This window comes from Paraburkholderia sp. 31.1, from assembly GCF_014397645.1.
Lineage (GTDB): Bacteria > Pseudomonadota > Gammaproteobacteria > Burkholderiales > Burkholderiaceae > Paraburkholderia > Paraburkholderia tuberum.
The window spans coordinates 27293-41325 of the sequence record NZ_VZQN01000029.1; the positions used below are offsets into that span (position 1 = coordinate 27293).

At 65.4% G+C, this 14033-nt stretch carries 12 protein-coding genes; 7 read left to right on the top strand and 5 right to left on the bottom strand.

Annotation, left to right across the window (positions count from 1 at the left end; translation table 11 throughout):
* Positions 1-71 precede the first annotated feature (71 nt).
* Complete coding sequence (locus F6X37_RS22235; RefSeq protein ID WP_187612766.1) at positions 72-974, top strand: ProQ/FinO family protein; 903 nt, start codon at positions 72-74, stop codon at positions 972-974.
* Positions 975-1001: 27 nt separating this feature from the next.
* On the opposite strand, the gene F6X37_RS22240 is transcribed toward F6X37_RS22235, so the two are convergent.
* The 3 genes from F6X37_RS22240 to F6X37_RS22250 all read right to left on the bottom strand — a co-directional run bounded on the left by F6X37_RS22240 (position 1002) and on the right by F6X37_RS22250 (position 3656).
* On the bottom strand, positions 1002-2351 hold the full coding sequence (locus F6X37_RS22240) for a TAXI family TRAP transporter solute-binding subunit (protein WP_187612767.1): 1350 nt from the start codon (positions 2349-2351) through the stop codon (positions 1002-1004).
* A 123-nt stretch (positions 2352-2474) separates the two neighbouring features.
* Positions 2475-3362: a LysR family transcriptional regulator gene (locus F6X37_RS22245; protein WP_187612768.1), complete on the bottom strand. Its 888-nt coding sequence runs from the start codon at positions 3360-3362 to the stop codon at positions 2475-2477.
* Positions 3363-3494: 132 nt separating this feature from the next.
* Entirely contained in the window at positions 3495-3656 is a 162-nt protein-coding gene (locus F6X37_RS22250; protein ID WP_187612822.1) for a hypothetical protein, read from the bottom strand.
* Between the two features lie 616 nt (positions 3657-4272).
* On the opposite strand from F6X37_RS22250, the gene F6X37_RS22255 reads away from it, so the two are divergent.
* Complete coding sequence (locus F6X37_RS22255; RefSeq protein ID WP_187612769.1) at positions 4273-5019, top strand: glucose 1-dehydrogenase; 747 nt, start codon at positions 4273-4275, stop codon at positions 5017-5019.
* A gap of 115 nt (positions 5020-5134) precedes the next feature.
* Here F6X37_RS22255 and F6X37_RS22260 read toward each other — a convergent pair whose 3' ends face one another.
* Positions 5135-6034: a LysR substrate-binding domain-containing protein gene (locus F6X37_RS22260; RefSeq protein WP_187612770.1), complete on the bottom strand. Its 900-nt coding sequence runs from the start codon at positions 6032-6034 to the stop codon at positions 5135-5137.
* Positions 6035-6152: 118 nt separating this feature from the next.
* On the opposite strand from F6X37_RS22260, the gene F6X37_RS22265 reads away from it, so the two are divergent.
* Together F6X37_RS22265 and phnX are read left to right on the top strand one after the other, a co-directional pair.
* Entirely contained in the window at positions 6153-7403 is a 1251-nt protein-coding gene (locus F6X37_RS22265) for a 2-aminoethylphosphonate--pyruvate transaminase (protein WP_222944904.1), read from the top strand.
* Positions 7404-7465: 62 nt separating this feature from the next.
* Positions 7466-8269 (top strand): phosphonoacetaldehyde hydrolase, encoded by an 804-nt coding sequence (gene phnX / locus F6X37_RS22270; protein WP_187612771.1) that lies wholly within the window; start codon positions 7466-7468, stop codon positions 8267-8269.
* A gap of 4 nt (positions 8270-8273) precedes the next feature.
* On the opposite strand, the gene F6X37_RS22275 is transcribed toward phnX, so the two are convergent.
* Positions 8274-9203: a LysR family transcriptional regulator gene (locus tag F6X37_RS22275; RefSeq protein WP_090805804.1), complete on the bottom strand. Its 930-nt coding sequence runs from the start codon at positions 9201-9203 to the stop codon at positions 8274-8276.
* 530 nt (positions 9204-9733) lie between these two features.
* On the opposite strand from F6X37_RS22275, the gene argG reads away from it, so the two are divergent.
* From argG to F6X37_RS22290, 3 genes are all read left to right on the top strand, one after another.
* Positions 9734-11068 (top strand): argininosuccinate synthase, encoded by a 1335-nt coding sequence (argG, locus tag F6X37_RS22280; RefSeq protein ID WP_090805205.1) that lies wholly within the window; start codon positions 9734-9736, stop codon positions 11066-11068.
* A 179-nt stretch (positions 11069-11247) separates the two neighbouring features.
* Complete coding sequence (locus tag F6X37_RS22285) at positions 11248-12279, top strand: diguanylate cyclase (protein ID WP_311540826.1); 1032 nt, start codon at positions 11248-11250, stop codon at positions 12277-12279.
* A 157-nt stretch (positions 12280-12436) separates the two neighbouring features.
* A complete protein-coding gene (locus F6X37_RS22290; RefSeq protein ID WP_090805199.1) occupies positions 12437-13972 on the top strand; it encodes a transglycosylase SLT domain-containing protein in 1536 nt (511 codons plus the stop codon).
* Positions 13973-14033: the final 61 nt, after the last annotated feature.

Sequence of the window (14033 nt, forward strand, 5' to 3'; positions counted from 1 at the left end):
GGTTGTCACAAGCACGTAGGCGCACGCTGCTACAATCTCATTTCTATAGATCGACAGATTGGTTGTGCACTATGGGTTTCGAACAACTCGCTGAACTGAAGAAGCAACTGGCCGCGGCGCGCGCCGCCGCAGAGTCCGCCGGCAAGCCCGACCGCAAATCGGCCGCGCGCCCCGCTTCGAAGTCCGCCGGCAAGCCCGCTTCAAATTCAGCGGCACATCCTGGTTCACATGCCGACCGTGGCGTCAATCCGGGCACGAAGCCCGGTGGCCGGCCCGGCGCGAAGCCGGCCGCAAAGGCCGGCGCTCGCCCGGACGGCAAGCCGGGTACGCGAACCGGCGGCCCGCAGCCGGCGCGCCACACCGCGCCCGCCAAGCCGGCGGTGGACGCCAAGCCGGTGGACCCGGTGGTGCGCTCGATCGGTCGTCTGCAAAAACGTTTCCCGGTCGCTTTCCCGAAGAATCCGGCCCCGAAGCTGCCGCTGAAGATCGGCATTTTCGAAGACCTCGTCGTGCATGCGAAGGAACTGTCGCTGAGCGAAGCCGAGCTGCGCGACGCGATCAAGACGTGGTGCCGCGGCGGGCGCTACTGGAAGAGCCTCGTCGAAGGCGCGGCGCGCGTCGACCTGGCGGGCGTCGAAGCCGGCAAGGTCACGGCGCAGGAAGCGGCGGGTGCTCAGCGCCTGCTCGCGCATCGTGCGGCGAAGGGCGCGCAGAAGACCGCCACCGCGACGGCAAGTGCGAATGCGCCGACCGATGCAGGTACACCGGCCGAGGGCGCGGCCGCTAAAGAGTCGCAGGCCGAAGCAGCGGTAGCGGCAGTCGCGGAACAAGCGGCCCGCCAAGCGGATGCCGCTGCTGCGTCGCCGGAAGCCGTAGCGGCGGATGCCGCCGGGAGCGCGGACACCCAGGCGCAGACCAGCGCGCAACACGAACCGCAAGCCACCGCTCCCGCCTCGCCTCCCTCCCAAGCCTAACCTTGGCACAGCCCGTCATGGCCTCGATCACGAGGCCATGACGGGCGGCGCAGCCGTCAACCGGCTGCGCACGAATCCCACATGCTCGCGCAGCACGTAAAACGCATCCGCATACGCGAGCGGCATGCGCAGGTGGCTCAGCGCCGCCTCGATCTCGTCCAGTTGCCCCAGTAGCTGCGTGCGCTCCTCGTCGGTTGCGCCGGCGAGCGCGTGCCGTTCGATCGCGATCAGCCAACCGTAATAACGATAGATGCGCGAGCGCACCCGCCACCGGTACAGCGCCGGAATCACGCGCATGGCAGGCAACAGCAGCACGGCGACCGGCAACAGCAGGACGAGCGTGCGATCGCCGATGCTCGCGAGCCAGAAAGGCAGCGTCCGATACAAAAAGCCCTTGCCGGTCCGGTAATAGCGCTGCGCGTCTTCGCTGATCGGATATTCGTGCTCGACCGGGTTCGGGAACTGGCCGGCGTGCTGCAACAGGCCCGCGGCGCCGTGCACTTCCTGCGCCGCCTCGATCAATAGATCCGAAATCGCCGGATGCAGCGTGCTGCGCGCGACGAGTTCGACCGTCGGACTAATCAGGTGGACGGTCTCGGGCGGAATGCGCCGCTTCAGATCGAGCACGCCGGGCGGCAAGTCGATCTGGTCGAGAAACGGAAAGACGCGTGTATAGGCGCTCGCTTCGTCGAAATTCATCACCGAGATGCCGGGTACGCGCAATAGCCGGAGCATCAGGCCGCGCGTTGCCGAATCGCCGCTCAGAATCGCCGCGTCGACCTCGCCGGCAACCAGCTGCGTGGCGGCCTGCAGGCCGTCGCTCGGCACCAGCGTGGTGGCGCCGCCGGGCTCGATGCCGTTCGCCGCGAGCAGTTGCAGCGCGAGCAGCCGCGTGCCGCTGCCTTCGCGGCCGACCGCGATCCGCTTGCCTTCGAGCTGCGCCAGTTGCGTGAGCGCCGCGCCGCGATAGAACACGACGATCGGCACATAGAACACGCTGCCGAGCGACACCAGCGACGAAGTATCGAGCCCTTCGGCCACCCCGCCCTGCACGAGAGCGATATCGACGTGCTGCTTCGGATCCAGCAGCCGCTGCAGGTTCTGCACGGAACCTTCGGATTCGAGCACGTTCAGGCGGATGCCGTTGCGCGCGAGGATCTTGCGGTACTGGTTCGCGGTGACGACGAACGAGCTGTCGCGCGGGCCGGCGCTGATCGTGATCGTGCGCGGCGGCGCCGGATTGGCGATCCAGACGATCAGCACGATCGCTAACGCGATCAGCAGCGCCGTGATGAAGTAGGGCAGCAGGTGCTCGCGCCATTCGGCGCGCGTAGGTTCGGCGGGAAAGTGCGGAGGCCGCGGACGCTGCGCTTTCATGAAGACTCCGTGCGGGAAGCCAGGTGAAGGCATTGTCGCCTGTGCGGGGCGGCTTTGCCGTCGACGGTTCGCTCTGTTGACCGGGCGCGCGGCGCCGCGTCGCCGTGCTCACGCACGCGGCGCTCAAACGCGCTTGAACAACTGCCGCGCGAGCGAGCACATCAGCAGCGTCGCCGGCGATTCGTCCTGCAGGCGCCGGCTCATGATGATCGGCGACGCGGCGCTTGCCGACGGAATCGGCCGGTACGCGACGCCATGCGCGCGCAAGCCCTCGACGCTCTCCGGCACGAGACACACGCCGACCTGCGCGGCGACCAGCCCTAGCGCGGTCTGCAACTCCCGCACTTCATGGATCGCTTTCGGCTCCAGCGCCTGATCGTGCATTGCCGAGATCTGCTGGTCAGCATAGCTCGGCCGCGGCGTGCTCGGATAGACGATCAGCGTTTCCTCGGCGAGCGCGGCAAGCGTGAGCGGCTTCTTTTGCCGCGCGAGCGGATGGTCCTGCGGCAACGCGGCGATCATCCGTTCCTCGACCAGCACTTCGCGCGCGAGTTGCGCATCGTCGAAGCGCAGCCGGCCGAAGCCGACGTCGATGCGGCCACCTTTGAGCGCGGCCAACTGCTCGATCGTGAACATCTCGATCAGCGACAGCTCGATGTGCGGCGCGGCCTCGCGAAACGAGCGGATCACCGCGGGCAGCGCGCCATACAGCGTCGACGGTACGAAACCGATCACGATGCGTTCCGCGAGTTGCGCGAGCCGGCGCGTGAGCGGCGCGAGCTCGTCGGCTTCATCGACCAGACGTTTCGCCTGCGTGTAGAAAATGCGGCCGGCTTCGGTGAGCCGCAACGGCCGCGAGCCGCGCTCGAACAGCGGCAGGCCGACACTTTCCTCGATCTGCTGGATCTGCCGCGACAGCGGCGGCTGTGTCATATGCAGACGATTGGCCGCCCGCGTGATGTTCATCTCCTCGGCGACCGCGATGAAGTAGCGAAGTTGGCGAAATTCCATGCATGCCTCTGAGGTGTGATGCGTCGGCGATTGGCGTTGCGTTGGTCTGCTGCGCCTTGGGCGCTGCCGGTTGCGGTACGGTGCTGCCGTCGCGGCGCTGCGCAAGGGCAACGAATGATAGCAACAGCGCCGCTAAATACCGGCCAGATGACGCACGAGCGCCTTTTCCGCGCGCGGCAGCGCATTCAGCTCGCGCATGCTGTTGCCGTCGTTCGTCACCAACGAGTGGCAGCTGTTTGCGGGATCGGGCGTGCGCGCGCTCGTCGAACGCTTATGGCCGATGCTGGCGGGCATCGTACTCGGCACGCTGGTTGCGGCAGCTCGGTCAGCGCGTGCGCGGTTCTTTATCTGTCTGCTCGGCCCGGACGTTCAATCGATGGCGCGCGCATTCGTTTAAAAGACGTTGGGAGCAGCGGATCGCGGAGGAGGGAGATCGTGTGGCCCATTATTCTCGATACGCTCGGCGCGCTCGCGGTGCTCGCGAGCGTGGCCGCGCACATCGCGCTGCTGCTCAGCAGCGAACAAAAGCGCGGTGAATAAAAACGCTTTGAGTGTGTAGCGCCTGATCGTGGCGTCTGCCCGTAGGAGTCTTGTGCGGTTGCACGTCTCTGCTGCCGCGTGCCGCTCTTGCGGTCGGTCAGCGCGCGCTTGCGCGACGCCGACGCCGCGGCGCAAGCCAAACAGCATCAATCGTCGTAAGCCACGCGTAAACGGGGCCATCGAGGTCTGATGCGAATCGATTGTTCGTCGGAAGCGGCGTATCAATTCGTCTCGAGCCGCTTTATCCGGCCTCGCGCCATGCCTAAATTAACGATCAGTGACAGCGCCACTGCATTTCCGGCTTTTATTGGCGTGGACTCCGCGGCTCCTCGCGAGGCATGCCGGCGCGAACCATTGAAAGGACACGATGATGAGCAAGCTCACAGGCAAGGTAGCGGTTGTAACGGGTGCATCGAAAGGCATCGGAGCGGCGATTGCGAAGGCATTGGCGGCGCAAGGCGCGTCGGTCGTGGTGAACTATGCGTCGAGCCGCGCGGGCGCCGACAAGGTGGTCGCCGATATCACGGCGGCGGGCGGCAAGGCGGTCGCGGTTGGCGGTGACGTGTCGAAGGCCGCGGACGCGAACGGCATCATCGATACGGCGATCGAAACGTACGGGCGGCTCGACGTTCTCGTCAACAACTCGGGTGTCTATGAATTCGCGGCGCTCGAAGAGATCACCGAAGCGCACTTCCATAAGCACTTCGATGTCAACGTGCTCGGGCTGCTGCTCGTGTCGCAGGCGGCGGCCAGGCATCTGGGCGAAGGCGGCAGCATCGTCAACGTGAGCTCGGTCGTGACCCGCATCACGCCGGCGACCACCGCGGTCTACACGGCGACCAAGGGCGCGGTCGATGCGATCACCGGCGTGCTCGCGAAGGAACTCGGACCGCGCAAGATCCGCGTGAATTCGGTGAATCCGGGCATGGTCGAGACCGAGGGCACCCACAGCGCCGGCGTGATCGGCTCGGACTTCGAAACGTGGGCGATCAGCACGACGCCGCTCGGCCGTATCGGCCAACCCGACGATATCGCGGATGTCGTCGCGTTCCTCGCGTCGGATGACGCGCGCTGGTTGACGGGCGAGAGCCTGATCGCGAGCGGCGGGTCGCGTTAAGTCTGAAGGGGTTGCCAACGCTGGTGGCAACCCGCGGAACGATTCGGGGGCGATCGCGGGCGGCGGGGCCGGCAGCATGAAGGCCACGCCGCTCCTCGCAGCGACGGCGCGCGAGCTACGCGCGTTGAACATCGCCCCCCAAGACCTCTGTTTCGGCTCCCGGCAACTCCACCGCAAAAAACGCGTCGAGCAGATTCGAACCCGGCCGCTCGGCGAGCCGCGTCAGCGATTCGATCATCTGCACGCGGCAATCGAGCAGCGGCACCATCCGGATCCGCCGCGACTCGTTGAACTCTGCGCGCGCAATGACGCCGACGCCGATTTCCTGCGCGACCGCTTCCTCCAGCGCCTCGCGGCCATCCACGTACATGACCGGCTCGACTTGCAACGACTCGCGCACGAGCTCGATTTCGAGCAGTTGTTGGGTGACCGATTGCGGCTCGCGGAAGATCATCGGCTGTTCGACGAGCTCCGCGTAACTCAGCCGGCGCTTCTTCGCGGCCGGGTAGCTCGCCGGCACCATCGCGACCAGCGGATCGCGCCGCAACACGCGCGACTGCAAGCGGCTATGCACCTGCGGCGCGGCCGTGATCGCCGCGTCGACCGCGCTCGACAGCACGCGCTGCATGCACTCTGCCGCATTGGCGATCGACAGCGTGACGACGATGCCCGGGTGCCGCTGGCGAAACGCGCCGATCAGCGCGACGGCGAGATCGGGCGCATCGGCCGCGAGCGATAGCGAACCCGACTCCAGCCCGCCCGCTGATTCGAGCAGTTGGCGCGCGTCCCGCTCGCAACTGAGCATATGCCGTGTCACGCTGAACAGGCGCAGCCCGAGTTCGGTCGTCTCCACGCCGCGCGGCCCGCGCTCGAACAGCTTGACGCCGTAATCCTGTTCGAGCCGCCGCACGTGATCCGACACCGCCGGCTGCGTCAGCGACAACGCCTGCGCCGCTTTCGAAAAGCCGCCATGTTCCGCGACCGCATGGAACGCCCGCAATTGCGCGTATTGCACGTGTGCCTCGCCAGCAAATAAGTTTTTGCGATACCGTCATCGATTATATCGATTTTACCGATGGACAACGCTTCTGTATCGTGTGAGCTATCGACATAGCGATATCGGAGTGGCGGACATGGAAAGCGCGATCGGCGGTTCGGCGGCGACATTGGCCGTGGCAGCCGCGGCAACATCGACCCGTTGCACCACACCCTGCGCCGCGCCGGCTGGCGGCGAGCCTTATCTGCTGACGCCGGGCCCGCTGACCACGGCACTATCGACGAAACAGGCGATGCTGCGCGACTGGGGCTCGTGGGACGGCGACTTCCGCGCGATGACCGCCGGGTTGCGCGCGAGCCTGCTGGAGATCGCCGGCGACACCGCGGGCGACTACGACTGCGTGCCGCTGCAGGGCAGCGGCAGCTACTGCGTCGAAGCGATGCTCGGCAGCCTGGTTCCGCGCGACGGCCACGCGCTCGTGCTCGCGAACGGCGCGTACGGCAAGCGCGCGGCGATCACGCTTGGCTATCTCGGCCGCGCCTGCAGACTGCTCGACAAGGGCGACTACCTGCCGCCGCGCGGCCTCGAAGTCGAGCGCATGCTTGCCGCCGATCCGTCGATCACGCATGTGGTCGCGATCCATTGCGAAACGAGCTCGGGCATCCTCAATCCGCTCGACGAGATTGCAGCCGCGGTCGCGAGGCACGGCCGCAAACTGCTGATCGATTCGATGAGCGCCTTCGGCGCGGTGCCGCTCGACGTGCGGCAGATCGCGTGCGACGCGTTCGTGTCGTCGGCGAACAAGTGCATCGAGGGCGTGCCGGGTTTCGGCTTCGTGATCGCGCGCAAGAGCGCCCTGCGCGAGGCGAAAGGCCGCAGCCATTCGCTCGCGCTCGATCTCTACGATCAATGGGACGTGATGAATCGCACGGGCCAGTGGCGCTTCACGCCGCCCACGCATACGGTGGCCGCGTTCCTCGAGGCGCTGCGTCTCTACCAGCTCGAAGGCGGGCAGCCCGCGCGGCTCGCGCGCTACGCCAACAATCGCGACGTGTTGGTGGCCGGCATGCACGAGCTCGGCTTCGAGCCGCTGCTCAACGGGCGCTGGCGCTCGCCGATCATCGTGACGTTTTTTTCGCCGGCGCATCCGTCGTTCGAGTTCGTGCGCTTCTATGAACTGATGAAGGAGCAGGGCTTCATCATCTATCCGGGCAAGCTGACGGTGGTCGACAGTTTCCGCATCGGCTGCATCGGTCAGGTCGACGAGCAGGTGATGCGACGCGTGGTCGATGCCTGCGCGCAAGCGCTGCGCACGATGGGCGTCACGCACGCGGGGCCGCCGCCCGCCGCGCTCGACGAACGCAAGGCGCTCGCGCAGGCGGCCTGAGCCGCGACAGCAAACCCGCGACGGCAAACCCAATACATTCGGATTCCTGGGGATTCAAGCAGATGAAACACGTGAAGGCAGTGATTTTCGATTGGGCCGGCACGGTGGTCGACTACGGTTCACGCGCGCCGATGGGCGCCTTCGTCGAGACCTTCGAGCAGTTCGGCGTGCCGATCACGATCGACGAAGCGCGCGGCCCGATGGGCATGGCCAAGCGGCCGCATATCGCGGCGCTGATGGCGCTGCCGCGCGTGGCGCAGGCTTGGGCCGAGCGCCACGGCCATACGCCGACCGACGCCGATATCGACGCCGTGTACGACGTGTTCGTGCCGAAGAACATCGCGGTCGCGGCGAGCTATAGCGCGGTGATCCCGGGCGTCGCCGAAGTCGCGAGCGCCTTGCGTCAGAACGATATCCGCATCGGCACGACGACCGGCTATACCCGCGAGATCATCGACGAAATCGTACCGGGCGCGGCCGCGCAGGGCTTTGCGCCGGACAGCATCGTGTGCACCGGCGATACGCCGGAAGGGCGGCCGTCACCGTACATGATCTACCGGACGCTGCCGCTGCTCGGCGTGTGGCGCGCGAAAGAGGCGATCAAGGTCGACGACACCGAGGTCGGCATCGAGGAAGGCATCAACGCCGGCACGTGGGCGGTCGGTGTCGCGGTGAGCGGCAACGCGTTCGGCATGAGCGAGGCCGAGGTGAAGGCGTTGCCGGCCGACGAATTCGCCACGCGCCGCAACGCCGCGATGGCCAGGCTGAAGGCGGCGGGCGCGCATTACGTGATCGATAGCGTCGCGGATCTGATGCCGGTCGTGTACGACATCGACGCGCGGCTCGCGCGCGGCGAGCGGCCTTGAAGCGTCACTTGAAGAAACCGACCGCGAGATCGATGAACTCGCGCACCTTGCGCGGCACGAACTCGCGGCTCGGATACACCAGCGACACGGCCACGTCGCCATTGAGCACCGCATAGCCGTCGAGCACGCGCACCAGCGTGCCGGCGCGCAACTCGTCCTCGACCATTTCGAGCGGCAGCAGCGCGATGCCCATCGCGCCCAGCGCGGCCTGCTTCTGCATGATCATGCTGTTGACCGTGAACGATGCATCGATGGCGATGCTCTCGCCGCTATCGTCGCCGTCCTCGCTCGCGCTTTCGGCATCGCCGTCACCCTTGCGGAAGATCCACATCGGGCCGGTCGTGTCGAACGGCGCGGCAATCAGCCGATGCCCGTCCAGTTCGGCCGGCGTTTGCGGATGACCGGCCTGCGCGAGATACGCGCCCGCTGCCACCGGCACCGCGTGCGAGTTGATCAGACGCCGCGCCACCAGCGACTCCGAGCGGATCATATGCTCGGTCACGATGCCGACATCGAAGCCGCCTTCGAGCAGATCGACCCGTTTTTCCGTTAGCGTGACGCGCAGGTTGACTTGCGGAAAGCGCGCCTGATATTCGGCGAACAGCGGCGTTAGCCGAAACAGCGAAAAACTGCCGAGCGCGACGATGCGCAGGTCGCCCGCCACGTCGCGCGAGGCCGTGGTCGCGCGCGACTCCACTTCCTCCAGTTCGGCGAGCAGCACGCGGCAACCGTCCGCGTATTGCGCGCCGGCCTCGGTCAGCACGACCTTGCGCGTGGTGCGCTGAAACAGGCGAATGCCGAGATGCTGTTCGAGGCTCGACACATGACGCGTGACGACCGACGTCGACACGTTCAGTTGCCCGGCGGCCTGCGCGAAGCTGCCGACATCGGCCACCTTGACAAAGGCCTGCATGGCCTGAAAAAGATTGATCATTCGAGTCCAAAAAACGTCTTTGTTGTAGCGGACGGCGTGGCGCATGCGCGCCGAGACAGAACGCGTGACTGACCACCACTTGCCCCTGCATGCCGCGCGCGGCGACGCGATCGAGCAGCCCCGATTGCGGAAACGCGACGGTCGACACCTCGGCGCGCTTGCCGTCGGCGAGCCGCACGTGGGTGACCAGCGAGGCGTTCGTCGTGGGGCGCGGGGTGGTCGTGGTCATGGGCGGCGGGCAAGGGGAATGAACGGGATGAAAGGGGTGAACGGCCGGTGCGTTGATGCAACCCGCGATGCTACGCTTAGACGATAATAAATCCGCCCCCGTTACGGCAAATACAGCGTGAATTAATCCGGAAATTCGGCGCGGCGAGATTGCGGCGCGAGGCCGCGCCGACCGGCAAAATCCAAGGCCGGACGGCGGTTCACGGTATACTCCCGCGTAACTTGCCTGATCGCCAGGCTTGCCCGATACTCAGCTGTTACCCCCAAAATCTCCCCGTACGTCGAGTTTAACGCTACTGCTTATGAGTACAATCCTTGAAAGTCTTCCGATCGGCCAGAAGGTCGGTATCGCGTTTTCCGGCGGCCTCGACACTAGCGCCGCGCTGCACTGGATGCGCAAGAAGGGCGCCGTGCCGTACGCCTACACGGCCAACCTCGGTCAGCCCGACGAAGACGATTACGATTCGATCCCGCGTCGCGCCACGCAATATGGCGCCGAAGGCGCGCGCCTGATCGACTGCCGCGCGCAGCTGGTCGCGGAAGGTATCGCGGCACTGCAGTGCGGCGCGTTTCATATCTCGACGGCGGGCGTCACCTACTTCAACACGACGCCGATCGGCCGCGCCGTGACCGGCACGATGCTGGTCGCCGCGATGAAGGACGACGGCGTCAACATCTGGGGCGACGGCAGCACGTACAAGGGCAACGACATCGAGCGTTTCTACCGCTACGGTCTGCTCGTGAACCCGGACCTGAAGATCTACAAGCCGTGGCTCGACCAGCTGTTCATCGACGAACTGGGCGGTCGTTCTGAAATGTCGGAATTCATGCGCCAGTCGGGCTTCGACTACAAGATGTCGGCCGAAAAGGCGTATTCGACCGACTCGAACCTGCTCGGCGCGACGCACGAAGCGAAGGACCTCGAAAGCCTCGAGTCCGGCATCAAGATCGTGAACCCGATCATGGGCGTCGCGTTCTGGCGCGACGACGTGCAGATCGCGAAAGAAGAAGTGACGGTCCGCTTCGAGGAAGGCCAGCCGGTCGCGCTGAACGGCCAGACGTTCCCGAACGCGGTCGAGCTGCTGCTCGAAGCGAACCGGATCGGCGGCCGTCACGGTCTCGGCATGAGCGATCAGATCGAGAACCGCATCATCGAGGCGAAGAGCCGCGGCATCTATGAAGCCCCGGGCCTCGCGCTGCTCAACATCGCATACGAGCGTCTGGTCACCGGCATCCACAACGAAGACACGATCGAGCAGTTCCGCGAGAACGGCCGCCGCCTCGGCCGTCTGCTGTACCAGGGCCGCTGGTTCGATCCGCAGGCGATCATGCTGCGCGAAACCGCGCAGCGCTGGGTCGCGCGCGCGATCACCGGCGAAGTGAGCGTCGAGCTGCGCCGCGGCAACGACTACTCGATCCTCAGCACGAAGTCGCCGAACCTCACGTATCAGCCCGAGCGTCTGTCGATGGAAAAGGTCGCATCGACGTTCTCGCCGCGCGACCGCATCGGCCAGCTGACGATGCGCAACCTCGACATCACCGACACGCGCGACAAGCTGCGCATCTACTCGCAGGTGGGCCTGCTGTCGTCGAACGAGACGTCGGCGCTGCCGCAGGTGAAGGGCGACAAGGAGTAAAGCGGCGCGTCTGATTATCTGAACGTCGCATCGATGGATGGGCCGGCTCGCGAGAGCCGGCCCATTTTCTTTGGGGCTCCCGGATGCGCTCCGGCGCCTGGGCGCGATCCCACATTCTGTGCTCAAGTTTCGCGCGCCTATGCCGTTGACATAAGCTAAGCCCATTCTGGAACCCTTCCGTGCAACTCGCTTACAGTAACGACCGTCTCGCCAGCCGGATGCCAGTCGACTCGACCGCCGCCGGCGAACCCGAGGTCGAGTCTTCGGTCATCGAGTGGCTGTTGCACGACGACCAGGTGATGCGCGAGTGCTTCACGCATGCGGCGGAGATTCTGAAGAGCGTGACCGGCGCGGCAATTACCGCGATCGTGCTGCTCGACGAGGAGCATCAGCACTATCGCGCCGAGGTCGGCATGGCGATGCCGCTCGTCACGCGTGCGCGCTCGCTCGCCGACTACGCGGTGCGCGATGCCGACCTGTTCGTGATCGAGGATGCGCACAACGACAGCCGCTTCGGCGAATGCATGCTCGTCAAGCGTCATCCGTTCGTGCGCTTTTACGCGGCGATCGCATTGCGCGCGCCGAACGGCGAGATCGTCGGCGCGCTGTGCGCGATGGACCCGGCGCCGGGCCGGCTCGATGCGGGCCGGCGCGGCGTGTTTTACCACCTGCGCGCGATGATCGAAAACGATCTGAAGATGCGCACGGCCACCGCGATCGATCCGCTCACCCAGTTGTACAACCGGCGCTTCCTGCTCGAAACCATCGCGCGCCGCTGGAAGGAGGCGCGCGACGGCGACGTGATGGGCTCGGTGGTCGTCGACGTCGACTGGTTCAAGCAGTACAACGACACCTACGGTCATCAGGCCGGCGATCACTGTCTGAGTCTGGTCGCCTCCGTGATGCAGGCCGCCGCCGACAGCGAGCGCATCGTGGTCGGGCGCATGGGCGGCGAGGAGTTCGGAATGCTGGTGCTCGAAGCGCAACCATCGATGCTCGAAGACACGCTCGAAACGCTGCGCCAGCGCGTGGCGGACCTCGCGATCGAGCATCGCGCGTCGCCGCTTGGGGTGGTGACGGTCAGCATTGGCGCGTCGCTCACGCGTATCAGCGACCTGTCGCGACCCGCGCATCGCGACGGTTTCGCGAGCGCTGACCGTGCGTTGTATCGCTCGAAGCATCAAGGACGAAATCGCGTGACGATGGCGTAGCGGGCGTTGGCGATTGCGTCGGTACGGCTCTATCTTCAGTCATGGCGCATTGCTTATAGGACCATCGTCCCATTTTCACCCGTTGCCAGCGTGGCAATATGGATGCGCGTAGTGAACGTCGACGCAGTCGCCGGGTGCGGCAGCAGGGTGTTTTACGATGCGCATCATTCAAACGTTGCTGTACATCGCGGCGTTCTGCTCAGGCATGATCGTCGGCCCCGCGGCGTGCGTCGCCGCCCAAAGTGCCGCCGCGCAGCCGGCCGCCTCGTCGGCCCTCCCGGCATCCCCAACCGCCGCGGCGTCGGCTCCCGCGGCGCGCCGGATCGATCTCGGCAATCAACCGTTCACGGGCGATTTCGACGCCATGCTCGACCGGCGTCTGATCCGCGTGCTGGTTCCCTACAGTCGAACGCTCTATCTGAATGAGCAAGGTCACGAACGTGGGCTGACCGCCGGTCTCATGCGGGACTTTGAGCGCTATGTGAACAAGAAGTACCGGGCGACGCTCGGCAAGCGTCCGCTCACCCTGGTCATCATTCCGACGACTCGCGACCAGTTGCTCCCGGGGCTGATAGCGGGCCGGGGCGACATCGCCGCGGGCAATCTGACGGTTACGGAGGTCCGCCTGAAGCAGGTCGACTTCGTGGCGCCGCGTGACCGGACAGCAGTACGCGAAGTGGTCGTGACCGGGCCGAAGTCGCCGGCCCTCGCGAAGCTCGACGATCTCAGCGGCAAGACGGTCCATGTGCGGCCCAGCAGCAGCTATTACGAGAGCCTGAACGCGTTGAACGCGCGTTTTGGCAAGGAAGGCAAAGCTCCGGTGAAACTCGTGCCGCTGCCCGACGCGCTCGAGGACGAGGACGCGATGGAGATGCTCAATGTCGGGCTGCTCCAGATCCTCGTCGTGGACGACTGGAAGGCAAAGGTATGGGCGCCGGTACTGGCTGGAATCGTCGTGCATAACGATATTTCGGTGCGCGACGCAGGCTACATCGGCTGGGCGGTGCGCTTCAAGAGCCCCAAACTGCGGGACGCGATCAACGACTTCTACCTGAATTACGTGAAGAAGCAGAGTGTCGCGGAAGTCCGCCTGCAGCAGGAAATGAAGCGCATCAAGCAGATCTCCAACAATACGGAGTCAGCGGAGCTGAAGCGGTTCGGGCAGACGGTCGGTCTTTTCGAAAAATACGGTGCGCAGTACCGCTTCGATCCGCTTTTGCTGGCGGCTCAAGGCTATCAGGAATCCCAGCTGAACCAGAGCGCCCGCAGTCACGTTGGCGCAATCGGGATCATGCAGTTGATGCCAGCCACGGGGAAGGAACTTGCGGTTGGCGACATCAGGGTGGCGGAGTCCAACATACATGCGGGAGCGAAATATCTCGATGTGCTGATGGCCCGTTACTTTCCCGATGCTCACTTCTCGGAACGGGACCGCTCGCTGTTCGCATTCGCAAGCTACAACGCAGGACCCGCAAAGATCGCCAGAATGCGCAAGGAAGCGGCGGCGCGCGGTCTCGATCCTAACAAGTGGTTCAACAATGTCGAAATCGTAGTCGCCGAGAAAATCGGCATCGAGCCAACGACGTACGTGCGCAATGTCTTTAAATATTACGTTGCGTACCGGCTCGTCCGGGAGGCCGAGGCTGCACGCGCTCGCGCTATCGGGCAGATGCGCAAGCAGGGCGGAGCGTGAGTAAAGCGGGCATCTGAAAGCGCTGTCACCGCAGCGACGTGCCGCAGCCACGCCGCTGCGC